The sequence below is a fragment of the Streptomyces sp. NPDC006261 genome, assembly GCF_040613515.1.
Lineage (GTDB): Bacteria > Actinomycetota > Actinomycetes > Streptomycetales > Streptomycetaceae > Streptomyces.
The window spans coordinates 77,149-100,038 of record NZ_JBEXSI010000028.1 but is presented as its reverse complement, the minus strand read 5'-3'; the positions used below and the strand labels follow the sequence as shown (position 1 = coordinate 100,038).

The 22,890-nt window shown below is 72.1% G+C and carries 23 protein-coding genes, 1 tRNA gene and 1 pseudogene; 10 read left to right on the top strand and 15 right to left on the bottom strand.

What is annotated here, in order from left to right:
* Positions 1-942: peptidoglycan-binding domain-containing protein (locus ABZ154_RS20120; protein ID WP_356834407.1), on the top strand; the 942-nt coding region annotated here is incomplete at its 5' end.
* Between the two features lie 181 nt (positions 943-1,123).
* The gene (locus ABZ154_RS20115) at positions 1,124-1,786 is read left to right on the top strand and encodes an HAD-IA family hydrolase (RefSeq protein ID WP_356834405.1); all 663 of its coding nucleotides are present in this window, start codon (positions 1,124-1,126) and stop codon (positions 1,784-1,786) included.
* A 31-nt stretch (positions 1,787-1,817) separates the two neighbouring features.
* Here ABZ154_RS20115 and ABZ154_RS20110 read toward each other — a convergent pair.
* A pseudogene (locus ABZ154_RS20110) lies at positions 1,818-2,227 on the bottom strand (ABC transporter permease).
* A 273-nt stretch (positions 2,228-2,500) separates the two neighbouring features.
* Between ABZ154_RS20110 and ABZ154_RS20105 the strand changes: the two are divergent.
* The 3 genes from ABZ154_RS20105 to ABZ154_RS20095 all read left to right on the top strand — a co-directional run bounded on the left by ABZ154_RS20105 (position 2,501) and on the right by ABZ154_RS20095 (position 5,507).
* Positions 2,501-3,145 carry an HNH endonuclease family protein gene (locus tag ABZ154_RS20105; RefSeq protein WP_356834403.1) on the top strand — a complete coding sequence of 215 codons (645 nt, stop codon included), beginning with the start codon at positions 2,501-2,503 and terminating at the stop codon, positions 3,143-3,145.
* A 123-nt stretch (positions 3,146-3,268) separates the two neighbouring features.
* On the top strand, positions 3,269-4,948 hold the full coding sequence (locus tag ABZ154_RS20100; protein ID WP_356834401.1) for an alkaline phosphatase D family protein: 1,680 nt from the start codon (positions 3,269-3,271) through the stop codon (positions 4,946-4,948).
* Between the two features lie 112 nt (positions 4,949-5,060).
* Positions 5,061-5,507 (top strand): DoxX family protein, encoded by a 447-nt coding sequence (locus ABZ154_RS20095; protein ID WP_356834399.1) that lies wholly within the window; start codon positions 5,061-5,063, stop codon positions 5,505-5,507.
* A 195-nt stretch (positions 5,508-5,702) separates the two neighbouring features.
* On the opposite strand, the gene ABZ154_RS20090 is transcribed toward ABZ154_RS20095, so the two are convergent.
* Complete coding sequence (locus tag ABZ154_RS20090; protein ID WP_356834397.1) at positions 5,703-6,353, bottom strand: superoxide dismutase family protein; 651 nt, start codon at positions 6,351-6,353, stop codon at positions 5,703-5,705.
* 324 nt (positions 6,354-6,677) lie between these two features.
* Between ABZ154_RS20090 and ABZ154_RS20085 the strand changes: the two genes are divergently transcribed.
* Entirely contained in the window at positions 6,678-7,496 is an 819-nt protein-coding gene (locus ABZ154_RS20085) for a VTT domain-containing protein (RefSeq protein WP_356834395.1), read from the top strand.
* 59 nt (positions 7,497-7,555) lie between these two features.
* Here the strand turns inward: ABZ154_RS20085 and ABZ154_RS20080 are convergent, their stop codons facing one another.
* The 7 genes from ABZ154_RS20080 to ABZ154_RS20050 all read right to left on the bottom strand — a co-directional run bounded on the left by ABZ154_RS20080 (position 7,556) and on the right by ABZ154_RS20050 (position 11,421).
* A complete protein-coding gene (locus tag ABZ154_RS20080; protein ID WP_030564607.1) occupies positions 7,556-7,792 on the bottom strand; it encodes a DUF2277 domain-containing protein in 237 nt (78 codons plus the stop codon).
* A 61-nt stretch (positions 7,793-7,853) separates the two neighbouring features.
* The gene (locus tag ABZ154_RS20075) at positions 7,854-9,230 is read right to left on the bottom strand and encodes a DUF1254 domain-containing protein (RefSeq protein WP_356834393.1); all 1,377 of its coding nucleotides are present in this window, start codon (positions 9,228-9,230) and stop codon (positions 7,854-7,856) included.
* A gap of 1 nt (position 9,231) precedes the next feature.
* Positions 9,232-9,684, bottom strand: coding sequence for a hypothetical protein (locus ABZ154_RS20070; protein ID WP_356834391.1), 453 nt, complete (start codon positions 9,682-9,684; stop codon positions 9,232-9,234).
* Positions 9,685-9,825: 141 nt separating this feature from the next.
* Positions 9,826-10,044 carry a hypothetical protein gene (locus ABZ154_RS20065; protein ID WP_356834389.1) on the bottom strand — a complete coding sequence of 73 codons (219 nt, stop codon included), beginning with the start codon at positions 10,042-10,044 and terminating at the stop codon, positions 9,826-9,828.
* A gap of 425 nt (positions 10,045-10,469) precedes the next feature.
* Positions 10,470-10,868: a TraR/DksA C4-type zinc finger protein gene (locus tag ABZ154_RS20060; protein ID WP_356834387.1), complete on the bottom strand. Its 399-nt coding sequence runs from the start codon at positions 10,866-10,868 to the stop codon at positions 10,470-10,472.
* A 58-nt stretch (positions 10,869-10,926) separates the two neighbouring features.
* Positions 10,927-11,172 carry a hypothetical protein gene (locus ABZ154_RS20055; RefSeq protein ID WP_356834385.1) on the bottom strand — a complete coding sequence of 82 codons (246 nt, stop codon included), beginning with the start codon at positions 11,170-11,172 and terminating at the stop codon, positions 10,927-10,929.
* A gap of 174 nt (positions 11,173-11,346) precedes the next feature.
* Positions 11,347-11,421 (bottom strand) — tRNA-Val (locus ABZ154_RS20050).
* Positions 11,422-11,661: 240 nt separating this feature from the next.
* Here ABZ154_RS20050 and ABZ154_RS20045 point away from each other — a divergent pair.
* From ABZ154_RS20045 to ABZ154_RS20035, 3 genes are all read left to right on the top strand, one after another.
* On the top strand, positions 11,662-12,462 hold the full coding sequence (locus tag ABZ154_RS20045; protein WP_356834383.1) for a DUF4097 family beta strand repeat-containing protein: 801 nt from the start codon (positions 11,662-11,664) through the stop codon (positions 12,460-12,462).
* Positions 12,463-12,720: 258 nt separating this feature from the next.
* Positions 12,721-14,025 (top strand): hypothetical protein, encoded by a 1,305-nt coding sequence (locus ABZ154_RS20040; RefSeq protein WP_356834413.1) that lies wholly within the window; start codon positions 12,721-12,723, stop codon positions 14,023-14,025.
* 68 nt (positions 14,026-14,093) lie between these two features.
* Positions 14,094-14,315 carry a zinc ribbon domain-containing protein gene (locus tag ABZ154_RS20035; protein WP_326706085.1) on the top strand — a complete coding sequence of 74 codons (222 nt, stop codon included), beginning with the start codon at positions 14,094-14,096 and terminating at the stop codon, positions 14,313-14,315.
* Between the two features lie 30 nt (positions 14,316-14,345).
* On the opposite strand, the gene ABZ154_RS20030 is transcribed toward ABZ154_RS20035, so the two are convergent.
* The 4 genes from ABZ154_RS20030 to ABZ154_RS20015 are packed head-to-tail and all read right to left on the bottom strand — an operon-like array spanning position 14,346 to position 19,582.
* Entirely contained in the window at positions 14,346-15,005 is a 660-nt protein-coding gene (locus ABZ154_RS20030; RefSeq protein WP_356834381.1) for a class I SAM-dependent methyltransferase, read from the bottom strand.
* A 41-nt stretch (positions 15,006-15,046) separates the two neighbouring features.
* Positions 15,047-15,880, bottom strand: coding sequence for an HAD family hydrolase (locus tag ABZ154_RS20025; RefSeq protein WP_356834379.1), 834 nt, complete (start codon positions 15,878-15,880; stop codon positions 15,047-15,049).
* Positions 15,877-18,399, bottom strand: a complete 2,523-nt coding sequence (locus tag ABZ154_RS20020) for a phosphoribosyltransferase (protein ID WP_356834377.1) — start codon at positions 18,397-18,399, stop codon at positions 15,877-15,879. The genes ABZ154_RS20025 and ABZ154_RS20020 overlap by 4 nt, the downstream gene beginning before the upstream one ends.
* A gap of 10 nt (positions 18,400-18,409) precedes the next feature.
* A complete protein-coding gene (locus ABZ154_RS20015; RefSeq protein WP_356834375.1) occupies positions 18,410-19,582 on the bottom strand; it encodes an HpcH/HpaI aldolase/citrate lyase family protein in 1,173 nt (390 codons plus the stop codon).
* Positions 19,583-19,822: 240 nt separating this feature from the next.
* Here ABZ154_RS20015 and ABZ154_RS20010 point away from each other — a divergent pair, with 240 nt between their 5' ends.
* A complete protein-coding gene (locus ABZ154_RS20010) occupies positions 19,823-20,728 on the top strand; it encodes a TerD family protein (RefSeq protein WP_356834373.1) in 906 nt (301 codons plus the stop codon).
* A gap of 52 nt (positions 20,729-20,780) precedes the next feature.
* Here the strand turns inward: ABZ154_RS20010 and ABZ154_RS20005 are convergent, their stop codons facing one another.
* Both ABZ154_RS20005 and ABZ154_RS20000 read right to left on the bottom strand, forming a co-directional pair.
* Positions 20,781-21,515, bottom strand: a complete 735-nt coding sequence (locus ABZ154_RS20005; protein WP_356834371.1) for a Tellurium resistance — start codon at positions 21,513-21,515, stop codon at positions 20,781-20,783.
* A gap of 149 nt (positions 21,516-21,664) precedes the next feature.
* Positions 21,665-22,825 carry a DUF475 domain-containing protein gene (locus ABZ154_RS20000; RefSeq protein WP_356834369.1) on the bottom strand — a complete coding sequence of 387 codons (1,161 nt, stop codon included), beginning with the start codon at positions 22,823-22,825 and terminating at the stop codon, positions 21,665-21,667.
* Between the last annotated feature and the right edge of the window lie 65 nt (positions 22,826-22,890).

Here is a 22,890-nt window from a genome sequence, read left to right as displayed (position 1 = left end):
AGGGGTCGGAGAACATCCGGCCGGCGAACGGCTCGGAGACCGCCGGCCGTTCCCGCTCCGAGATCACCAGGGCCACCGAGTCCCGGCGGGGCCCGGCCCCCGGCGGCGGACGGGAGCAGGCGCCGCACCGCCGCGCCGGGCGCGGTTGCCGGTTCCGGCGCGGGGGCGGGCCCCGGCGCGGGCCCCGGTTTCGGGGCGGGCCCCGGTTCCGGCGCGGGACCGGTCTTCGGGGCGGGCCCGGCAGCCGACGCGGGACCGGCGTTCGGTACGGTCCCCGGCGCACCCGGCGTCCCCGACCCCGTGCAGCCGCGCCGCAGGCGCCCCTTCGCGGCCCTGGCCGTAGGGGCGGCCGTGGCGGCGGTGGTCGGCACGGCGGCCTTCGCCGGGGGGCTCTTCGACCGCGACGGGAGCCAGGAGAAGGCGCTGCCGGAGGCGACCACGAGCGCCCCGGACACCGCGGACGAACCGGCGGCGGCCTCCGTAGCCCCGTCCCCCTCCCCCTCCCCCTCGGCCGCTCCGTCCCGTAAGGCGTCGGCCTCACCCGCACCCTCGGCGTCCGCCTCCCCGTCCCCATCCGCCTCGCCCTCGGAGAGCGCCCGGCCGAGCCCGACCGCCTCCGCCCCGGCGACGCCGACCCCCGGCGCGCCGTCCGCGTCGGCGACCGCCGGCGAGGCCCCGCCGTCCGCCGCGCCGCCCGCGGAGCTGGCCCCTTCCCCGCTGCGGCGCGGCGACCAGGGTCCGCAGGTGGCCGTGTTGCAGAACCGGCTCACGGAGGTGTGGCTCTACCACGGTGCCCCGGACGGGAACTTCAACGAGCGGGTGGAGAACGCTGTGCGGGTCTACCAGTCGTACAAGGCGATCCAGGGCGACCCGCCCGGTGTGTACGGGCCGGACACCCGACGCGCCCTGGAGGCGGAGACGACCGGCCAGGGCCGCGGCTGACCGGCCGCGCCGGACCTTCGGACAGGGTCCGACCCGCGGATTGGCTTTCCGGCCCAGGTTTTTGTATCTTTGTGAAACAAAGTAGCTCCCGCCCGCACTCCCTGACCGGCGGGCGGGGCTGCTCTTGTACCGCACCATCCGCGTCACCGCACCACCATCCCCCGCGCCCTGGAGCCAGCCGATGTCGGCCACCGTCCTCACCGCAAGTGCCCTCCTGCTGGACATGGACGGCACCCTCGTGAACTCCGACGCGGTCGTGGAGCGCTGCTGGCGCCGGTGGGCCATCGAGCACGGACTGGACCCCGAGGCCGCCCTCAAGGTGGTCCACGGCCGCCAGGGGTACGCCACGATGGCCGTCCTGCTCCCGGACCGCCCCGTCGAGGAGAACTACGCGGACAACCGGGTGATGCTCGCCGAGGAGACCGCCGACGTCGACGGCGTGGTCCCGATCGGCGGCGCCGCCGCGTTCCTGGCCGCGATCGCCGATCTCCCGCACGCCCTGGTGACCTCGGCCGACAGCGCCCTCGCGACGGCCCGGATGGGGGCGGCCGCACTGCCGATGCCCGCCGTCCGTGTCACCGCCGAACAGGTCAGCGCCAGCAAGCCGGACCCCGAGGGCTTCCTCAAGGGCGCGGCGGAGCTGGGCTTCGGGCCGGCGGACTGCATCGTGTTCGAGGACTCCGAGGCGGGGATCGCGGCAGGCCGGGCGGCCGGTATGCGCGTGGTGGGCGTCGGCCCGCGCGCCGCGGCCCTGTCGCCGGACGCGCACGTCGAGGACCTGACGCAGATCCGGGTGGAGGCGGCCGGAGACGGCATGATCCGCCTGCACATCAGCGCGGCCTGAAACCCCTGCCCCTGAGACGAGGCCGGGCGGCTCACCCCCGGTGCAGCCACCCCCGCTCGACCAGCTCCAGTACCGCAGCGACGGCCACCACCTGCACCGCGATCAGCGCCGCCAGGACGAAGAGCTGCACGGCGCCCGCCTCCACCTCCCCGTAACGGGTGCCGAGTTCGCCCAACGCCCCCCGCCTTGACGGTGATGCGGCGCCCCGCCGTTCAGGCGGCCACGGCGAACACCAGCACCAGAAGTCCGTGCGGCGACCCCAGCCGCTGAGCCACCCAGCCGATGAGCACGGAGACCGCGGCGAGTTCGACCGCGGCCCGCACCCCCGGCCACCAGGATCTCGCGCGAGCGACCCGGCCCGGCCCGCGCGGCGACGACGGCGGCGAGGGCAGGCAGGACGACGAGGACGGCCCCCAGGGCCGGTGTGACCGGAAGCAGCACCAGGCAACGACAGATCCGCCGGCGCCGCGTCCCGACGACCACGGGACCGCACCGCAAACACCTCCGCCCGCCCCTCTGCGCGCAACTCCCTTCACACGCCGGGCGGTCGGTTCACCCCCACACGCCCCGTCACACCCCTTGATGTGACGTGCACATGGCGTCAACCTGTTACCTGGTGCCCACCCCCCGGAAACCTGGCGCCGCCACGCTGGCCGGGCTCCACGTGCCGCCCACCCAAGCACCCCCCGCACCCCCCACACCAAGGGAGTTCGCATGTTCGGTATCTACGCGCGTCGCTCAGCCGTCGCCGCCGCGACCGCCACCCTCGCCGCCACCTCCGTGCTGCTCACCGCCCCGACCGCCCAGGCCGCGCTCCCCACCCCGATCAGCGCGACGACCGCACGCACGTACCTCGGCCAGCTCACCGTCGGCGCCGAGGGCTCGTCGAGCGGCTACAGCCGCGACAAGTTCCCTCACTGGGTCACGCAGTCGGGCGCCTGCAACACCCGCGAGGTGGTCCTCAAGCGCGACGGCGCGAACGTCCAGCAGGACGCCGCCTGCGCCGCGGTCAGCGGCACTTGGTACTCGCAGTACGACGGCGCAACCTGGAGCGCCGCCTCCGACGTCGACATCGACCACATGATCCCCCTCGCCGAAGCCTGGCGCTCAGGCGCGAGCAGCTGGACCAACGCCCGACGCCAGTCCTTCGCCAACGACCTGACCCGCCCTCAGCTCATCGCGGTCACCGACAACGTCAACCAGGCCAAGGGCGACAAGGACCCGGCCAAGTGGATGCCGCCGCGCACGGCGTACAAGTGCACCTACGTCCGCGCATGGGTCCACGTGAAGCACTACTACGGCCTGAGCGTGGACTCGGCCGAGAAGAGCGCCCTGCAGGCGGCCCTGAACGGCTGCTGACCACCGGAACCCACGCCCGGCCGCACACCGCCCCCGCCCCGACCGCTGGAACCCGTGCGCCCTCCCCCGTCGTTCTGTACGTTACGGAGCCCATCCATGACGTAGACGCGAGGAGGGCACGACATGGCCGGACTGCGTCTGGGGCCACTGCTGCGGTACGTCGACTGGGAGTCCGGTTCCGCCGCGACCGTCTGGGTCGAGACGAGCCGTCCGTGCACCGTGGAGGTCCGGTGCGCGGACGGTGGATCGGGAACGTCCCCGACCTTCGCGGTGGGCGGGCACCACTACGCCCTGGTGGCCGTGGAAGGGCTGGCGCCCGGCACCACGACCACGTACGAGGTGCTGATCGGCGACCGGCGCGTATGGCCGCCCGAGGACTCCCGCCTTCCGCAGAGCACCATCACCACGCCCCCGGTGGGGGCAGCCGCGGCGGAAGGGCACGGCGTCCGGATCTCGTTCGGCTCCTGCCGCTGGGCCGCGGCCCCCGGCGACGGACACGATCCGGCGGGACCGGACGCGCTGGTCACCCTGGCCGCCCGGCTCGCCTCCGACCCCGCCGCCGAGCGGCCCGACGTCCTCCTGCTGCTCGGCGACCAGGTGTACGCGGACGAGACGTCCGCGGCGACGCGGCGTCGGCTGGCCGTACGGCGCGATCTGCGCGAGCCGCCGGGCGCGGAGGTCGCGGACTACGAGGAGTACACCTGCCTGTACGACGAATCGTGGCGCGACCCCGCGGTGCGCTGGCTGCTCTCCACCGTGCCGAGCTGCATGATCTTCGACGATCACGACGTCGTCGACGACTGGAACACCAGCGCCGCCTGGCAGAAGCAGATGCGCGCCACGCCCTGGTGGCACGAGCGGATCGTCAGCGGACTGATGTCGTACTGGGTCTACCAGCACCTGGGCAACCTCTCCCCCGCCGAACTGGCGGCAGATCCTGTGTACGCCGCGGTGAGGTCCTGCCCCGACGGCACCGAGGCCCTGCGCCGCTTCGCCGCGGAGACCGACGCGGATCCGGCCCGGACCCGTTGGAGCTACCAGCGCGTTTTCGGCCGAGTACAACTGCTGATGGTGGACACCCGCGCCGCCCGCGTCCTGGAGGAGGGACGTCGGGCGATGCTGGACGAGGGTGAGGCCCGCTGGTTGCGGGAGCGCGTGCTGGAGGACCCCGCCGCGTACGACCATCTTCTGATCGGCAGCTCGCTGCCGTGGCTGCTGCCCCCGCTCGTCCACGAAGCGGAGACCTGGAACGCGGCCCTGTGCGCGGGGGCCCGGGGCCGCCGCTGGGCGCGCTCCGGGGAGAGGCTGCGTCGGGCGGCCGATCTGGAGCACTGGGCGGCGTTCCCCGATTCCTTCAGCCGGTTCACGGAGTTGCTCCGCCGCGCGGGGAGCGGCCCGGACGCCCCGGCGACGGTATGTGTGCTGTCCGGGGACGTGCACCACGCCTACATCGCTGAACCTCACTGGCCCTCCGCCACTCCCGGCGGCGCCCCGCACGCCCGTGTCCTCCAGCTGACGTGTTCGCCCGTTCACAACTCGGTCCCCCGGTCGATCCGGCTGGGCTTCCGCTTCGGCTGGAGCCGGGCAGGCCGGCGCATCGGCCGGATGCTGACCCGCCACGGGCGTACGGAACCGTCGCCGGTCACCTGGAGCAGGACGGGCGGTCCGTGGTTCGGCAACCAGCTCATGACACTGACCCTGCATGGCCGGAACTCTGCGCTGACATTGGTCCAGGCCAATTCGGTCGGCGGCGTCAACCAGCTGGCGAGTGTTTTTGAGCGTTCACTCACCAGGAAGACCTAACCGATTTTCAGCCATACGTCAGAATGTTGAACTTGCAAGTAATAGTGAGGTCTCCCTAACCTGAGGCGCCCAGTCGGTTCGTCCCCCACCCCAACCGAAGGAGCCCACCCCCATGTCCATCCGCCTGAACGGGGCCCAGCCCTACGCGCTCGGCCTTTTCCGCTTCGCCATCGGCCTGATCTTCGCCCTCCACGGCGCCTCCAGCCTCTTCGGCGTGTTCGGCGGCCGGGAGACAGAGGCCGGGACCTGGCCGGGCTGGTACGCCGCCCTGATCCAGCTGGTCTGCGGCACCCTGGTCGCCCTCGGCCTCGGCACCCGTATCGCCGCTTTCCTCGCCTCCGGCTCCATGGCCTACGCGTACTTCGTGGTCCACCAGCCGGAGGCGCTCACCCCGGTGGGCAACGGCGGCGAGGCGTCGGCCCTCTTCTGCTGGGCGTTCCTGCTGCTGGTCTTCACCGGCCCGGGCGCCGTGGCCCTGGACCGGATCTTCGGGTCGCGCGCCGGGCGTGTCGCCGCCGAGGACTCCAGGCGCGAGCCGGCCACGGCCGTCTCGGTCTGACACCCCGGTACACCCTGGTACGCGCCGGTACACCCGGCACTCCGGGGCCCCGGCACACCCCCACCGGCGCCGACCCGGTGGCCGGGCCCCCGGACGGGACGGTGCCCCGCCCCCACGCGACGATCGCGTGGGGGCGGGGCACCGTCGCACTTCCGTACGTCCCGTACTTCCGCGCTTCCGCGCTTTCGTGCGCGTCTAGGACGAGAACGGCACCGTGAAGCAGGCCACCCGCTTGCCCGCGCCGCCCTGCACGTCGTGAACGATCACCGATCGGGCACCGCCGTCCCGGAAGCCCCAGCCATGGCGGGCCTCCGCCTCCCCGTCGCCGTTCCGGTCGGTGCGGAAGTCCAGCCACACCTCGTTGACCGGGTCCGCGGTGGCCGAGGTGCGGTGCTGGTAGTGCGGCCCCGCCGACGCGGGGTCGGCCGCACAGGGCGAGGTGTGCACGTGCATCCCGTACGCACGGTTCGGGACGAGGCCGCGCAGCCGGGTGCCGACACGGGTGGTGGTCCGGTCGGCGTACTGCGTGACCTCGATCCGCGCGGCGGCCGGGACGAGGCCGGTGTCGTAGGTCAGCGCGTCGGACGGGACGAAGGAGCCGGGCGGGGAGAACACTCCGTCGGCCCGCAGCCAGAACCCACCGCTCCGCGACGCACCACCGACCGGCCCCGCCTCCCCCGTTCCGCTCGCCCCGCTCGCCTTTGCGCTGCCGCTCGCATCCCCGGCGCCGGTGCTGTGGGCCGCGTGCCCGCCGCCGTCCGGAGCGGGTGCGCCGTCCGCGCCGTCCGCCGCGCCGTGGGCGATGGTGGCACCGCCGGTGAGCATCAGCAGGGCGGCCGCGCCCACCAGCACCCTCCTCCGTACCGTCCCGGGCGCCCGCGACGCCCGTTCCGCCCCTGCTGACCCGGCTGCCTCCGTCATCCCTGCTGCCCCGGCTGCCCCTGCTGTCCGATCCACCTGTGCCGTCATGCGCTGCCGCTCCTCGCTCGTACCGGTCGTTTCTGCCTGCCTATCGCCCGTACCGCCCGCCAGGTGTACGCGACCCGCCCAACGTCACCCGACCCTGAGCGATCTGCGCAGGACCCTCACGCGTACGCTGTACAGCTGAACCTGCCGCCCATGCCGCTCCCCTGCGACGTCGCGGCGTTGACACGATCGGGGAGTCGACGGGTGCTTGAGAGTGTGGGCGCACTGACCAGCAGCCCATGGATCTACGCGGTGGTCGCCGTCTCGGTGCTCCTGGACGTCTTCCTCCCCCTGCTGCCCAGCGGTGTCCTCGTGATCACCGCCGCCACCGCGGCCGCCGCGGGGTCGACCGGCGTCAACGGTTCGGGGGGCGCGACCGGTGAAGTGCCCTCACTCGTCGTCCTCATCCTCTGCGCGGCCACCGCCTCGGTGCTCGGCGACCTCGTCGCGTACCGCCTCGCCTGGCGCGGTGGCGACCGGCTGGACCGGGCGATCGCGCGGTCCCGCCGTCTCACCAAGGCGCAGGAACGTCTCGGCGCGGCGCTGAGCCGGGGCGGCGGCGCGCTCGTCGTCATCGCCCGGTTCGCACCCGCCGGCCGCTCGGTGGTCTCCCTCGGGGCGGGCGCAGCCCACCGCAGGGTGCGGGACTTCCTGCCGTGGTCGGCCCTGGCGGGCCTGGCCTGGGCGGGCTACAGCGTGGGGCTCGGTTACTTCGGGGGCCGGTGGCTCGGTTCGACCTGGTTCGGGACGGCCGTCTCGGTGCTGGCCCTGTTCATGGCGGGCGCACTGGCCGCGTTCGTCGTGAAGCGCCCGGCTGCCGAGCGGGACGCGGCGGCGGCCACCGCGGCGGAGTCGCTCCAGGACTCCTCCGTACCGGCGGACGTACCGGCCCCGGCCGGCGGTACGGCCACCGGGTCCCGGACCGTCCACCGGGGCTCCGTCCCCGGCATCGCGTCCGGCACCGTGCCCAGCCAGCCCAACGGGCCCACCCCGGTCGCATCACCGGCGCCGGTCTCCCCCTGAGCCGTGCTCCGGGCGCGGCCCGGCCGTATCACCCGCCCCGCCCCTCCGTCCGAACGGGCTCAGCCCTCGACGGTGCTCCGGGCGGCCGCTCCCCGGATCTCCAGGCCGTCCAGCAGCTTCATCGTGGCCTCGGTGATCTCGTCGACGGCACGGTCGAACACCTCCCGGTTGTGCGCGGCGGGCGCGCGGAAGCCGGACACCTTGCGTACGTACTGAAGGGCTGCGGCCCGCATGTCCTCCTCGGTGGCCTCTTCAGGGAGGGCGGGCGGGCGAAGGGTCTTGATGCTGCGGCACATGACTCCAGTGTGGACCGCAGCACTGACAACGGCCCGGTCTCGGCCCCGGAGCGAGCGGCCCTCACTCGCCGTCCCGCTCGATGGCGGGGATCTCGTAACTCCCGTCGAGGACGGCGGCCCCCGGCGTGTACAGCCGCAGCATGGGCCGGAAGTCCCCGGCGGGCGCGGGGAGCCAGTTCGCCGCCCGCGCCCGGTCGGCGGGCCGGTCGTGGGAGAGGTACAGGGTGAGCGAGCCGTCGTCCGCATGGACGAGGCCGGGCGTACGGTCCCCGATCGAGTACCGGCCGGCCGGGTTCCCCACGAGGTAGTAGTCCGGGGTGCTGTACATGGTCACCGACCAGAACGACTCGACGGGCGGCGGCTCCGGGAAGCGCAGGACGTAGGAGTGCGCCCCGTTCAGCTGCCGCCCCTCTCTGTCCTGGAAGGTCTGGGCGTACACCGCCTCGTACCCGTGGTTCCCCCACAGCCCGATCCGGGCCGCCACCGCGCGGGCCAGGTAGGAGGCCTCCCGGTCGGCGAACCGCCACTCCGGCGAGTCGATGGTGCCGACGCCGAAGTGGTCCAGGTTGTAGTCGAAGAGGTGCGGGTCCGTGTTCCAGCTCCCGGGCTCCCCGCCGCCCGTCCCGGCGCGGCTGACACCCTCGACCCGGGCCCGCCCGCGCTCCAGCCCTTTCGTCAGCGCGTCGACGAGCTCGGGGCCGGCGGCGGCGTACGGCGAGGGGCCCTCCTCCAGCAGTCCCAGCGGCTGGAACCGGTCCTGGTACGCCTGGTCGGCCGCGGACGGCGGGAAGTCGGCCATCCACACCCGCAGCTCCTCGAAGAACCGCAACTCCTCCGGTACGCCGGGCTCGGGCGCGGGGAGCCCGGTGCGGTGGGGTCTGCCGTCGAGCGGGGCGAGGGTGAGCCGCTCCTGGAGCGCCCGGACGCGTGGCAGGTCGCCGGGGCCGTCGCAGGCGTAACGCCCCGCCACGGTCACCACGGAGGTGGGGGCGTCGATGACCCCGCGTACGCCGTCGGGGACGCTGCCCGCCCAGCCGGGCGGCACGACCAGCCACTCACCTTCGGCGGTACCGGTGGCGCGGCGGCCGACGTACGCGAAGCTGTTCGTCCAGGCGTCGATGAACTGGAGCACGTAGTACGCGCCGCCGGTGCCGGGGACATGGAGGCGCAGCGGCCCGCCGGACAGGTCGAGCTGGGCGATGGAGTAGACGGTGTCGTTGTTGACGGACACGAACTCCGTGCGGTCGTCGGCGAGGTGTTCGGAGTGGGCGAACCGGTTGAAGGGCGCGGCAGCCAGCGCGCCGAACCCCTCGTGGAGCGAGGTCCCGACCATGGAGAGGCCGTAGACCAGTGGGTATCCGTAGACGTACGCCTCGGCGGCGAGGCCCACGAGGTCCGTCCCGGTGCTGTCGGCGTCCGTCCGGGTGCTGTCCGCCACGTCAGAGCGCCGGCTTGGAGCGGTCGGTGCACAGGGCCCAGATGATGAAGACGTCGATGGCGATGGTGACGACGGCCCAGATCGGCGTGTACGGGAGCCACATGAAGTTGGCGATCAGGTTCAGGGAGACGAGGGCGATGCCCACGGCCCGGGCCCAGGTCGCGCCCTTGAGGATGCCCCAGCCGACGAAGATCAGGACGACGCCGAGGATGAGGTGGATCCACCCCCATGTGGTGACGTTGAACTTGAAGACGTAGTCGTTGACCGCCGCGTACACGTCGTTGGTGGCAATCCCCGCGATGCCCTTGATCACTCCGAGGACGCCGTCGACGAGGAGCAGGAAGCCGGCGAACAGCGTCCCGCCGCCTGCCCAGGCGCTGCCGGAGTCGTTGCCTGCGGAGGATGCGGCGGGGCGGGGGGTGCTGCCGGGCGTCGGTGCGGTGGGCTGGGACATGGGAGCTCCTTGGCCGGGACAGGCACGCGCGCCTGCGGTCTTGACCTGCGCTGATGGTGCGTGCAGATCAGGTTCGACGTTCCCTGAGGCCTGGCCGGCCGGCCACTTGGACGCACCCGTTCGGGTGACGGCTCTCGAGGCTCACTCCCACGTGTCGAGGTCGCCGCCGCGCCATTCGATCAGCCCCGGCCGGTCGAGCTCGACGACCTGGTCCGGCCCCGGCGCGAACCCGGCGGCCCGCAACATGGCGGCCACCTCTCCCCGCCCGTGCGCCAGCCCCACGATCTGCCCGTGCACGGTGACCCGCCGCCCTCCGGTCGCGGAGGGCGGGTAGACGATCACAGGCGGGTGCGCGGCCATGTCTCCACGGTGCCTTGGGGGTCGCGGGAGCGCATCCCGGGAGGGCCCGGCCCACCGGTGCCGCGGGGGGGGCTTCACGCCGAGCCGTGGAGAGCGCGGACGCAGAAAGGGTCTGCTCCATGGGTGCGCCTTTCCCCGTTACGTTGCGGCCTGCCCGCACCCGAAGGGGCGCCGCCACGGCCGCGCTGCTTTCCGGCGCCCATCATGGAGTACGCCCCGCACCACGGTCCGCGTCGGGGGACCAGGAGTACGCGACCTGTGTTCACCGACAACTGAGGGGAGGCGGCCGATGATTGCTCGCGGAACACGGCACGCGCCCGCCTCCGCCGCGCGGCGCACGATTCGAGCCTCGTCCCCGTACTGCGAGCCCTGTTGCGGTGTTCCACCTGCCGCTCACGCGTCGCCCCCGGGTCCCACCGGCACGCTCAGCGGCGACGCCCCGCACTCCCGTCCGCGCAGCCGACACAGGTCGTAGCTGCCGGCCAAACCTCCAGCCGGGCGGCCGGAACGGGCTCTCCGCACACCTCACAGCGACCGTATTCGCCGTTCGCCAGCCGTTCCACGGCCAGGTCCAGATCGGCCAGGTGCTCACGCGCCTGCGCCAGCAGGGCGGCGACGTGCGCCCGCTCGAAAGCGGTGCTCGAGCCCTCGGGGTCGTGCTCGTCGTCCACGGCCACCAAGGCGTTCGCCTCGACGATCGCCCCGAAGTCACGGCTCAGTGCCGCCATGCGCTCGCTCGTGTCGGCGTGTTCCGCCACGAGCCGCTGCCGTACCGCTTCGTGCTCGGGCAAGACGTACGGGTCACCAGGGGTGTTCTCGGTCACCCACTCCACAACGCCGGACCGGGAGCGCCCATTCCATGCCACTCCCTCCACGGGTCCGCTACGAACCCTCACTGAAGCGGACGGCCCAGGCGTAACCGCTCAAGGTGTCGTGCGGGACCTTCCGGACCTCTCTGACCTGGCAACCGTCGTGGGCGTACTTGAGCGCGAACCGGTCGAGACGCTGCGCGTCGGTGAGTTCCTCCATGGACAGCGGCGCCCCGACCACGAGGTCCTCATGGAGGACGTCGCCGGTTGCGCTGGCGTCCGGGCAGGCCGAGCAGTGGTGCGTTCTGGGTAGGGCCATGGCTCCAGTGTGCGCCCCACCCGAACACTCCGTGCACCACGGCGGCCGGGCGGACCGGCAAAGAGGCGGTCGGACGCTTCACAACGGAGGTCGGCACACGGCGTGTTGTACGTGAACGGCGAAGGCCCCGACCGTGACGGTCGGGGCCTTCGCAATTTCGCACTTTCGCACTGCTGGTGGGCGCGGACGGTTTCGAACCGCCGACATCTGCTTTGTAAGAGCAGCGCTCTACCCCTGAGCTACGCACCCGTGGATGAGGCAACAGCGTACATGGACCGGACCCCCTGCTCACAAACCTGACCGGGAACAGATCCGGGCGGCTCCCCAGCCGCAGGTGCTGGTCGCGGAGGGAGAGGGGGGATAACCCCACCCCGGAGACGGTAGCCGTCCGGATGCCTCTGCCCCGGCCCCGGCCCATACGGTTTGCAGTACACCGGCAGCGACGACCGGTGGCACCGTCCGGCAGTACCTCCTGGGGGACCGATCATCGTGGACATCCGTACCAGCGCACCGACCCGCAAGCACCGCAGGGCCTCCGGCCGGGTGCTCGCCGTGGGAAGCGGGGCCGCGCTGCTCGCTCTCGGTCTCACCGGGTGCGGGAGCACCGACGTCGATGACGCGCCCGTGGAGCGCAAGACGTTCACGTTGGAGGGGAAGACGCTGACCATCGACGCCGAGGACTCGACCGTGACCCTCGTGCCGGCCGATGTGGAGGAGGTCGAGGTGGAGCGGCAGGTCGACGGGTGGGTCGTGCTGGGGAGCGGGCCCGATCCCGTCTGGAGCATGAAGAACGACACCCTGACGCTTCGGGTGAAGTGCGACGCCATGATCAGCAACTGTGCCGCGCGCCACCAGGTGAAGGTGCCCCGCGGGGTGACCGTGACGGCCGACGCGGACAACGGTGAGATCACCGCGACCGGGTTCGACACCCCGCTGCAGCTCTCCGCCGACAACGGCGACATCCTCGTGCGGGATTCCGGCGGACCGCTCGACCTCACGAGCGACAACGGGTCCGTCCTCGCCGAGCGGATAGGCACCAAGTCCGTGGTCGCCCGTGCGGACAACGGCGAGATCCGGCTGGGGTTCAGCGGCGTGCCCGATCTGGTGGACGCCGTCAGCGACAACGGGAGCATCGTCATCGATCTGCCGCAGGGCGGACAGAAGTACGCCGTGAACGCGAGCGCCGACAACGGGGAGGTCGCCATCGGGGTGCCGCGCAGCGACAGCAGCACCCATGTGGTGAAGGCTCGCAGCGACAACGGGGAGGTGAAGGTTCGAACCGCGAACTAGAACCGCGAACTAACGGGCCCGTGTGTTCGTCCTTACCTGGTGGGAGAATGTACCCGCAGGGGCGGAACAGCACGGGAGAGGGATGTGACGGCGACACACACGCGGCCAGAGGCAGGAGCGGGTGGGAGTTCCGCCGTCGAGAGCGTTTGCGCTGCCCGGGACGAACGGGACAAGGACGAGCTGCGCCGCCGGGGAAGCCGGAGCGGGGGCGCGCGGCAGGCCCGGGGAAGGCAGGCGGGCCAGGGGCTCCGGGATGTTCTGGCCCTCGCGTTGCTGCCCGCGCCCCTGCTCGTCGCTATCCTGCCCGCCGCCTTCGCCGGGGGCGGTACGCGGCGGTGGTTCGGCGGGCGTGGGGAAAGCCAGCGTGCCGAGGCTCAGGCGGCAAGGGACGCGGCGGCCGAGGCCTTCTACGAGCTGGACACCGCCCAGCGTGACCTGAAGATCTCCATCGAGACGATCAACGCCGTCGACAACTCACCCCGCGGCCGCAAGGCGGCCGAGGACTTCGCCGCGCTGGGACGGCGGATCGACGACGTCAGCCACGCCTACATCACCGCCGTCGACGCCCACGACCTGGACCGGGACGATCTGGAGCCCTCCGTCGCCTCCAGCGCCCGCACCGAGCTGACGCGGGCCAAGGACGATCTCGTACGGGTCAAGGGCGAGCTGGACCGGTTCGGCCAGGGGCTCGGGACGCTGCTGGGCAGTGCGGAGACCCAGCTCGCCCGGCTCGCCCCCGCCGTGGAGCGGGCCCGGCAGGCGCTGCTCGGGGCGAGCAACGCGCTCGACGCCGTACGGGCGGCGGGGCTGCGCGCCGATGAGCTCGCGGCCCGGCTCGCCGCCCTCGCCCCCGAGCTGACCAAGCTGAACCAGGGCGCGGGAAAGCACGGTGTCGCCGAGACGCTCCAGCGGGCCGACGTGGTCCTGCGGGATGCGGAGGCCCTGCGGGCGGAGGCGGAGCGGCTGCCGGAGCGGGCCGCCGAGATCGACCGGCGGCTGGTGTCCCTGCGGACCCGCGCCCAGGCCCTGACAACCCGGACGGGCTCGGTGGAGCCGGTCCTCAGCGAGTTGCGGCGGCGCTTCTCGGCCGCTTGCTGGCAGGACCTCCAGCCGGTGCCGGAGCAGGCCGCCGTCAACGTGAGGCAGGCGGAGGAGAAGCTCGCGGAGGCGGCGAAGGCCCGCGACGAGCAGCGCTGGGCGGATGCCACGTCCCGGCTCTCCACGGTCCGCGCCCTGCTCAACGCGACCGACGAGGCGGTCTCCGCCGCCGGGGACCGGCTGCAACGGCTGGACGCCGTGGCGAAGGACCCGCAGCAGGAGATCGAGCGGACCCGGTTCGCCGTACGGGACGCGCAGCGCCTCGCCATGGCCGGCCGGCACACGCCCGATCCCCGGCACGCCCGGCCGCTGGACGACTCGGTGGCGCGGCTGGACCGGGCCGTCGCCGGGCTTGAGGGCCGTCACCCCGACTACTGGCACTTCCTGACCGAGACCGACGCCGTACGGCAGACCGCCGCCCGGGTCGTCTCCGACATCCGCGAGGAGCGCGGCGGCGGCGCCTGAGCCCGCGCAGTCCCGCGCAGTGCCGGGAGGCCGTAGCCGCCGGGCAGCTATGACTCTAGCCTGGGGCCATGCCTCGCTATGAATTCCGCTGCCGCACCTGCGGAGACACGTTCGAACTCAGCCGTCCCATGGCCCAGTCCTCGGACCCGGCCTCCTGCCCCGCCGGCCACGACGACACGGTCAAGCTGCTCTCCGCCGTGGCCGTGGGCGGCGCCGCCGCGTCCGCACCCGCACCGTCCGGTGGCGGCGGTGGGGGCGGAGGCTGCTGCGGCGGCGGTTGCTGCAGCTGAGTCCGGCCGGTAAGCGGAAAGTCCGGCGCGCTACCGCTTGCGTGAGAGCGTCAGGCCGTCCGCCACCGCCAGCAGCACGCTGTCCATCCGGGCGTCGGCGCTCACGTGGTCGTTAAACTCCTTGATCGCCGCCGTCGACCCGGTGGCCTGCGGATCCGTGACACCGCCGTGGAAGAGCACGTTGTCCACGGCGATGACACCGCCCTGCCGCATCCTGGGCACCAACTCCTCCCAGTACCCGATGTAGCCGCCCTTGTCCGCGTCCAGGTAGGCGAAGTCGATGTGCGGCTCGGCGGGCATCGAGCGCAGGGTGTCGAGGGCCGGGGCGATGCGCAGGTCGATCCGGTCCGCGACGCCCGCCTTCTCCCAGGCCTCGCGCCCGTACGCCGTCCACTCCTCCGAGATGTCGCAGGCGATCAGTGTGCCGTCGGCGGGCAGCGCCTGGGCCATCGCCAGGGCGCTGAACCCGGTGAACGTGCCGACCTCCACCACATGCCGGGCGCCCACCAGCCGGACGAGGAAGGCGAGCAGCGGAGCCTGTTCCTCGGCGGACACCATGCCCGCGTGGTCGGGGAACCGGGCGTACGTGGTCTCCACCAGCTCCCGTTGGACCGGGTCCAGTGGCGGGTTGTGGGCCAGCATGTACGCGTACAGCTCGTCCGTGATCGTGGTCTCGTTGCCCTTGGTCATGCCCCCAGCCTTCCCCAACCCGCGTCTTCCCGCAGCCGAACTCACCCAGCGGAAGCCGCCAGCAAGCGGCGCAGGATCTCCTCCCCCGCAGCCCCTCCCCGCTGCTCCAGCGCCACGACGTGCGGGGCCCGCCAGTCGTTCTCGGCCAGTTCACCGTGGCCGGGGCGCCAGCCGAGGTCGGCGGCGAGCAGCAGGTCGGCGTCGAGGAGGGAGTCCCCGGCGGCGAGGGTGCGGGTGGCGCCGGAGCGGCGGGCGACCTCGTTCATGGCGGCGCTCTTGGTGAGCGGCACCGGGACCGCGTAGATCTTGCGGCCCTGGAGGGAAACCGTCCAGCCGCGCTTCTGCGCCCAGACCGCGAGCTCCTTCACCCACTCCTCGGGCAGCAGGGAACGTTCGACGACCAGGTACGCGAAGAGGTTCTCGGCCACCCGCTCCTTGAGGAGCCAGGCCGGGTCGGCTGTGGTGGCGAGGTGGGCGCGGATCTCGGTGAGGGGGGCGCACTCGTCGGCGATGCGGGCCTCCACCTGCGTCTGCCAGTCCCGGTCGGAGACTCCGTCGACCAGGATGTGCCCACCGTTGGCGCAGATCGCGTACTTCGGGGCGGGGCCGGGGAGATGGATGCGGTGGTACTGCTCGCGGGTCCGGGTGGTGGTGGGTACGAAGACCGTGGAGCCGGCCACGTCGGTGAGGAGGGCAGCGGCCGTCTCCGTCATGTACGAGAGGGGCTTGTGGCCGTACACCTCGACGCAGAGGAGCCGGGGGGCCTCCGCGTCCGGCATCGACAGGTCGAGTGCGGCGGCCGAGTAGATGAGGGTGCGGTCGAGGTCGCTCGCAACCAGCGTGCCCGACGAAGCGGCCCGTGCAGTCGCGCTCATGCGCCCGTCACCGCCTTGCCGTCCGCTCCCGTCGCCCCACGCGTGAACCGGGGGTGGATCAGACCGACGCAGCTGTACGGGAGGTCGTCGGCCTCCTCGACCGGGACGCCGCGCTGTTCGGCCAGCAGCCGGATGTGGGTCAGGTCCGCGCCCGCCCCGCGCTTCGCGAGGATCTTCCAGGGGACCCGGCGCAGCAGGACCCGGGTGGTCTCGCCGACGCCCGGCTTGACCAGGTTGACGTCGTGGATGCCGTACTCCTCGCTGATCCGCTCGACGGCCGCCCAGCCCTCCCAGGTCGGGGCGCGGTCGGCGGCGAGCAGCTCCTTGGTCTCCGCGTCGACCTGGTCCGCCACCTCGTCGAAGCGCGCGGTCACCGCCGCCAGGAAGTCGCCCGAGACGTCGGAGCCCGCCAGCTCGCGGTAGAACTTCGCGCCGTGGAAGTCGTCGGGGCCGACCAGGTCGGCCCGGAGCACCGTACGGGAAATCAAGCCGGAGACCGTGGAGTTGAGGCAGGCGGAGGGGATCAGGAAGTCCTCACGGGTCCCGTACGTCCGCACGCAGCCGCCCGGGTCGGCGAGCACCGCGATCTCCGGGTTGAAGCCGGCCGGGCCCGCGGAGCCGGCGGGTCCGCCTGACGTTTCGAACTCCTGCACAGCCGCCGCCAGTTCGCGGGTGATGGCGCCCTTCCCCGTCCAGCCGTCGACGAACACCACGTCGGCCGGGTCGTGGTGGGCGGCGAGCCAGCGCAGGGCGGTGGCGTCGATGCCCCGGCCCCGGACGATGGAGATGGCGTAGTGCGGCAGGTCCAGGCCGTGCCGGTGGCGGGCCCAGTGGCGCATCAGCACCCCGACGGGCGTTCCGGCGCGGGCGAGCGAGACGAGGACCGGGCGCGGGCCGCGTTCGGCGAGGACAGTCTCCGTGACGGTGCCCACCGCACGGGCGATGCGCGCGGCGGACGTGTCCAGGGCGGCCGTGAACAGGGCCTGGTACTCGGCGCTCGGCTGGTACTCCACGGGCAGCGACTCCGCGTAGTGCGCGCCGCCGCTCTGGATCGCCTCCTCTCGCTCCTCGGTGGGCGCCTCCAGCTCGGTGTCCGAGAGGTCCTGGAGCAGCCAGCCGACGTCCTCGGGCGCGTAACTGGAGAAGTCGGGGCCTCGGAGGGGCTCGGGCAGCACGGCGGGCTCCTGCCGGTGGGAAACGGGGAGGGATGGGGGGGCGTACGAGGGGACGACCGCGAGCAGGACGTGGCCGGCGTGGGCCGCCAGGCGGGCCGTCAGGCCGTCGGGGGCGTGCAGTTCGGGTGTGTCGGCGGTGGAGTCGACGACGGCGACCACCGCGTCGAAGCCCGCTCCCGCCACGTTGTACGCGTACCGGTCGCCGGGGCCGTCCGCCGGGTCGTCGTGGGCCGGGAAGACAAGGCGGGTGCGTATCGCGTAGCCGGGGTCATCGACGGCGAGGACGGGCGAGCGGGTGGTGGTGGAGTACCGGACCTCAGCGCCGGATCCCAGCACCGCTTCCAGGGCGGTGCCCAGGCGCAGGGGTGCGTACATCAGCTCCTCGAAGCCGAGGACGAGCACGCGGCCGTGGCGGGCCTCGTCGCCCAGCGCGGCCGCGATCCGCTCCGCCATGCCCGGGAGCGCCGCTTCGAGCGCCGCCCGGTGGTCCGGGGTGAAGCCGTGCCGGCCGCCGTCGGGAACGCCCTCCGGCCAGTCCAGGGCGACCCGGGTGACGGGGGCGGGGGCTGCGGCGGTCTTCTCCGCCTGCCCCGCCTGCTCCGCTTCCTGGGCCGCGACCAAGGCCTGCCCCCGTTCCAGTACGCCTTCGGGGAGTGTGACCGTGCCCGAGGAGCGGGCCACCAGGTCGACGCGGGCTCCGATCTCGGCGGCGAAGGCGGTCAGCCGGTCGCGGTCCCCCGCCGAGCGCATGTCGACCAGGGCGACGATGACGTACCGCTGGCGCGGGTGCAGTGCGTGCAGCGCGCGGATGGTGTTGAGCACGGTGTTGCCGGTGGAGAACTCGTCGTCGACCAGCACCAGCACGGAGGCGTCGTCGCCCCCCGCCAGCAGCTCGGGGTCCTCCGGCAGCAGCAGGTGCGAGGTGGCGTGCGAGTGGGCCTCCTCGAAGCCGCCCGCCTGCGCGACGCCCGCGACGCACCGCCGCGTGGAGTGGAGGTACGGGGCGTCCCGCAGGCCGTCCGCGACGGCGTGGCCGAGGCCGGTGGCCGTCTCCGCGTACCCGAGGACGACCGCGCGGCGGGCGCCCTGCTCGCCGAGGAGCGCCCGTACGCGCTCACCGAGCCCGTACCCCGCCCGGTACACGACGGAGGGCTTCTGGGGCACATGCTTGCCCAGCACGTTGGAGACGAGCAGGTGGGCCCGCTTGGGGTTACGCCGCAGGGCGAGGCCCAGCAGCTCCTGGAGCTCCCCGTCGCCCTCCAGGGCCACTCCCAGCCGCTCGGCCACCCAGTCGCCCGACCACACCACGTCCACGGTCTCTTCTCTCCTCGCGCGCTCGCTCATCGATACGCGCTCACTTCGTCAGGCCGGCGGCCAGCAGGTCCACGAAGCCGACGTCCTCGCTCGCCACCCCGAAGACCTCGGCCCGCCGGAGCGTGCGCTCGGCCCAGGCCCGGTGGGGCTTCACTTCGTTCATCTTGTTCGTATACGCCGAGCGCAGCACCCCGCCGCCCCCGCGCTCGGGCCGCAGGATGTCCTGCGCGTCGGTGAACTCCTCGTGGCTGACCACGGACAGTGCGTGGACGGGTGCCACGTGCGACGGGTGGATGCAGGTCTTGCCGAGCAGTCCGTTGGCCCGGTCGAGCTCGATCTCCCGCAGCAGGCCGTCGAGGTCGTGCTCGATCAGTGCCGTACGCAGTTCCTCCGCGCTGCCCTCCAGGAAGGGGCTGCGGCGCAGCTGGGGCTTGAACATGCGCTCCTGGCGGCGGAAGTACTCCCAGACCGGGCCGGTGATCGTGAAGCCGGTGCCGTCGGCGCGGCCCAGCACGTTGACCACGTCGGCGATCACGGAGCCGACGATCTGGACGTCGTACGCCGTCATGTCGGGCGCGCGGCGCAGTCCGTAGGCCGAGCAGAAATCGGTGACGCCGAGCCGCAGGGCGAGCACCCGGTCCCGGTACTTGTCGACGGAGCGCGCGATCCCCTGGAGGACCTCGCCGCGCGTTTCCAGGTGGAGCAGCTCGGGCGATTCGAGGACGGGCATGGCGAACAGCCGCTGTCCGCAGGCCGCTTCGGCTTCCGCCAGGGCCTCCAGGAAGAGCGTTCCACGCTCTTCGGTGAATTTGGGAAGTACAAAACCGGACAACATCCGGACGGAGACGCCGAGCCGGTCGACGAGGTCGGTGATCTGGCCCGGCTCGCGGACCCGGACGAAGAGGAGCGGCAGCCCGGCGCCCGCGGCGTCGCGCTCCGCGAGTTCCGCGAACTGTCTGACCAGGTTGGCCTCGGCGTCGACCACCTCGGCGTCGTCGATCGAATCCTCCAGGCACAGCACCATGGAGACGACGCCACGCCCGGCCTGCTTCATCACATCGTCGGCCAGCGTCGGCCGGGTGGCCGGGGAGTAGAGCGTGGCGCCCAGGGCGACGGAGAGCAGGCTCGCGGGCGAGGCCGCGTCGAACTCACACGGCTCCTGGAAGAACAGGCCCTCCCGGGCAGCGGGCGACATATACCCGAAGTGACGCATGTGTTTCCCCCGAACTGCCTGACCGGCCGGACAACGTATGGCCGGTAATAGTACGTACGGACGCATGTCAACAGTTCCCGATGTACATGAATTTCCGGTTACCCGCCCTTCACCCGGCCTCTTCTCGCGGTACCGTTCGGCCCCCTTCCTTCCTCTCCGGCCGGACACCGACGCGAGAGGCCAGCGACTTTGCCGCCCCCGCGTTGTCCGCACGAGCTGCCAGCAGGCAGGATGACGCCCATGACGCACACGATGCTGAAGGGCTCGAACGTCCCGGTCGACGCCGTGGCCGTACGGGCCGTGCTGCGCTGGACCCCGGGGGCCGGCGTTCCCGACGTGGACGCCTCCGCCCTGCTGCTCGGGACCTCCGGCCGTGTGCGGTCCGACGAGGACTTCGTCTTCTACAACCAGCCGCGCCACCCCTCCGGGCTGGTCCGGCGGCTTCCGAAGCGCAGTGTCGCCGAGGGGCTCACGGACACGGTCGAGGCGGATCTCGGCGCGCTGGACGCGTCGGTGGACCAGGTGGTAATCGCCGCCTCCACCGACGGCGACGCGTTCCAACAGGTGCCTGACCTGCGGATACTTCTCTTCGACGCCGCGTTGGCCGACGGTGAACCGCTGGCCGTGTTCGATGTGCGGCCGGAGACCGGGGAGGAGACCGCGATCATCTGCGGGGAGCTCTACCGGCGCGGCGAGGGGTGGAAGTTCCGGGCGGTCGGCCAGGGCTATCCCACCGGGCTGATCGGTCTTGCCACCGCGTTCGGGATCTCGGTCGACGATTCGGAGGCCGGCGACGGAGCGGAGGAGCCGGCCGGGGCCGCCCCGGGCCCCGCCCAGCCGCCCGCCGCCCACGCGTCCGCGCACGTCGCCTCCGATCCGGCCGCCACGCACGCGGCCTCCGCGCCGGGCCCCGACTCCCAGGCCACGGTCCTGCACCGGCAGCCCGCCTACGGCTACCCGCCGCCCGCCTCGCCACCGGCCGTGCCCCCGGTGCCCGCCGCGACCGCCCAGCCGGCGTACGGCTACCCGCAGGGAGCCGGCGCGCCGCCCGCGTACGGCTATCCGCAGCCGGCGGCAGCGGCCGCCCACGCGCCCGACCCCCATTTCGTCCTGCCTCCGCAAGGGCCGCAGTTCATCCGGTCCTGAGCCCTGCGCACACGGTACGAACCCGGAGCACAGCGGTACGCCTCCGGAATGCTCAGGTCCGTGACTTGTAGCCCCGTCCCCACTGCATGCCGTAGCCGTAGAGCCGGTCCAGCTCGGACTGGAATCCGTAGACGAACTTCACCTCGCGCCGCACGATCAGCTCGTCCTTGACGTTCTCCACGGTGAACACCGCGCAGGAACGGGCCTGCGGCGCGCGCTCGTCCAGTTCGATCTCGATCCGGGGGCCGTTGCCCGGGTAGAGCGTGATCTTGGCGTGGGTACGGTCGAAGGCGGGCGTCCGGTCGTAGATGTAGACGAAGAACAGCAGCCGTTTGAACTGGTCTCGCTGGTCGAGGTTGACGTAGACCGTCTCCCCGGAGGGAGCGCCGAAGCGGTCGTCGCCGCTGAGCCGGATGTAGGGCGGGCCGTTCAGATCGCCGATGAGGTTGCCCAGCGGCTGCACGACCCCCTTGGTGCCGTCCATCAGCTCGTACATGCAACCGAGGTCCAGGTCGACGTTGACGACGCCCTGGGTGTGCGCCTGGACCACCTCCGGCTGGAAGAGCTTGAGGGGGCGCCGCAGCCGTCCGCTCTGGCGCGAGCGGCCCTCGATGTCCGACGTACGCATCCGCCAGGACAGGTTGACCCTCAGGTTGCCCGAAAGGGCGCCCTGTTTGCTGAGCGAGACCGTGGCGTTGCGTTTCGAGAGCACGATGGCGCTCGATGTTCCGTTGCCCGAGTCGAACTGTGCCGCGCGCCCCGGCCACAGGCCGTCGAAGAATCCCATCCCAACCCCCACCTGTTGCCGACCTGTCGCCCGCTGTCACGGGCCCGCACACCACCGCGGGGCGGCCACCGGGCCGGGTCCGGGAAAATCCCGGAGAGCCGTCGCCGTGTGGGCCGCCCCGCAGAGAGCGTTCCTCAATCCCTACCGGGTCACACCCCGGAGTGGACTTCGGCCTTGGAACCCGGACTTCCTCCGGTGTCCCCGTAGTCTCCGCCCGCCGCGGCGATGGCTCTGTTGCGGCGGAGCGAGGACCAGAAGGAGAGACCGATGAGGACGACGCCGATCAGGCCGGTGATGATCTCGTTGATCTCGTACCGGATGGTGACCAGCAGGATGACGGAGAGCGCGCCGATCGCGTAGTGCGCGCCGTGCTCCAGGTAGACGTAGTCGTCCAGCGTGCCCTGGCGGACCAGGTAGACGGTGAGCGAGCGGACGTACATGGCGCCGATGCCGAGACCGAGGGCCATCAGCACGATCTCGTTGGTGATGGCGAAGGCGCCGATGACGCCGTCGAACGAGAAGGAGGCGTCCAGGACTTCCAGGTAGAGGAAGAGGAAGAACGCGGCCTTTCCGGCGAGGGCGACGCCGGTGACGGGCTTGCCCTTCTTCTTGGCCTCTTCCTCGGCCTCGTGCTCGCGCTCCTCCTCCTCTTCGAGCTTGCCCTCGAAGAATCCGGAGAGCCCGCCGACGACGAGGTAGGTGATCAGACCCGCGATGCCGGAGAGCATGACGGTCGACGCCTTGTCCACGTGCCCGCCACCGTGTTGGTGGGCCTGGGTCGCGAAGGTCATGGCGGTGATCATCAGCACGATCAGCGCGACGCAGACCGACAGCATGTCGACCTTGCCGAGCTTGGCGAGCGGGCGCTCGATCCAGCGGAGCCACTGGATGTCACGGTCCTCGAAGATGAAGTCGAGGAAGATCATCAACAGGAACATGCCACCGAAGGCGGCGATCGACGGATGGGCGTCCGTCACCAGTTCCTTGTAGCGCTCGGGATCGTTGAAGGAGAGGTCGATGGCCTCGATCGGCCCGAGCTGGGCGCTCACGGCCACGATCACGACGGGGAAGACCAGCCGCATACCGAAGACGGCGATCAGAATGCCGATGGTGAGGAAGATTTTCTGCCAGAAGGCATTCATCTTCTTCAGGATCCCGGCGTTGATCACCGCGTTGTCGAAGGAGAGCGAGACCTCCAGGATCGTCAGGATCGCGACGATACCGAAGGCTTGCCACCCCCCGTAGAAGAAGGCTGCGACCAGGCCGAGCGCGGTGACCGCGAACGACCAGCCGAAGGTTTTCAGAACCACTGCTACCCCATCGTGTCTCTATGTAAGGGTCTCCCCCGGTGTGTACGGGGCTCCCCCGCGGCGTG

Coding starts and splice junctions, on each gene's coding strand:
- ABZ154_RS20115 (WP_356834405.1), top strand. CDS start 1,124: ATGTCGGCCACCGTCCTCACCGCAAGTGCCCTCCTGCTGGACATGGAC.
- ABZ154_RS20105 (WP_356834403.1), top strand. CDS start 2,501: ATGTTCGGTATCTACGCGCGTCGCTCAGCCGTCGCCGCCGCGACCGCC.
- ABZ154_RS20100 (WP_356834401.1), top strand. CDS start 3,269: ATGGCCGGACTGCGTCTGGGGCCACTGCTGCGGTACGTCGACTGGGAG.
- ABZ154_RS20095 (WP_356834399.1), top strand. CDS start 5,061: ATGTCCATCCGCCTGAACGGGGCCCAGCCCTACGCGCTCGGCCTTTTC.
- ABZ154_RS20080 (WP_030564607.1), bottom strand. CDS start 7,792: ATGTGCCGCAGCATCAAGACCCTTCGCCCGCCCGCCCTCCCTGAAGAG.
- ABZ154_RS20070 (WP_356834391.1), bottom strand. CDS start 9,684: ATGTCCCAGCCCACCGCACCGACGCCCGGCAGCACCCCCCGCCCCGCC.
- ABZ154_RS20065 (WP_356834389.1), bottom strand. CDS start 10,044: ATGGCCGCGCACCCGCCTGTGATCGTCTACCCGCCCTCCGCGACCGGA.
- ABZ154_RS20055 (WP_356834385.1), bottom strand. CDS start 11,172: ATGGCCCTACCCAGAACGCACCACTGCTCGGCCTGCCCGGACGCCAGC.
- ABZ154_RS20035 (WP_326706085.1), top strand. CDS start 14,094: ATGCCTCGCTATGAATTCCGCTGCCGCACCTGCGGAGACACGTTCGAA.
- ABZ154_RS20030 (WP_356834381.1), bottom strand. CDS start 15,005: ATGACCAAGGGCAACGAGACCACGATCACGGACGAGCTGTACGCGTAC.
- ABZ154_RS20025 (WP_356834379.1), bottom strand. CDS start 15,880: ATGAGCGCGACTGCACGGGCCGCTTCGTCGGGCACGCTGGTTGCGAGC.
- ABZ154_RS20020 (WP_356834377.1), bottom strand. CDS start 18,399: ATGAGCGAGCGCGCGAGGAGAGAAGAGACCGTGGACGTGGTGTGGTCG.
- ABZ154_RS20015 (WP_356834375.1), bottom strand. CDS start 19,582: ATGCGTCACTTCGGGTATATGTCGCCCGCTGCCCGGGAGGGCCTGTTC.
- ABZ154_RS20010 (WP_356834373.1), top strand. CDS start 19,823: ATGACGCACACGATGCTGAAGGGCTCGAACGTCCCGGTCGACGCCGTG.
- ABZ154_RS20005 (WP_356834371.1), bottom strand. CDS start 21,515: ATGGGATTCTTCGACGGCCTGTGGCCGGGGCGCGCGGCACAGTTCGAC.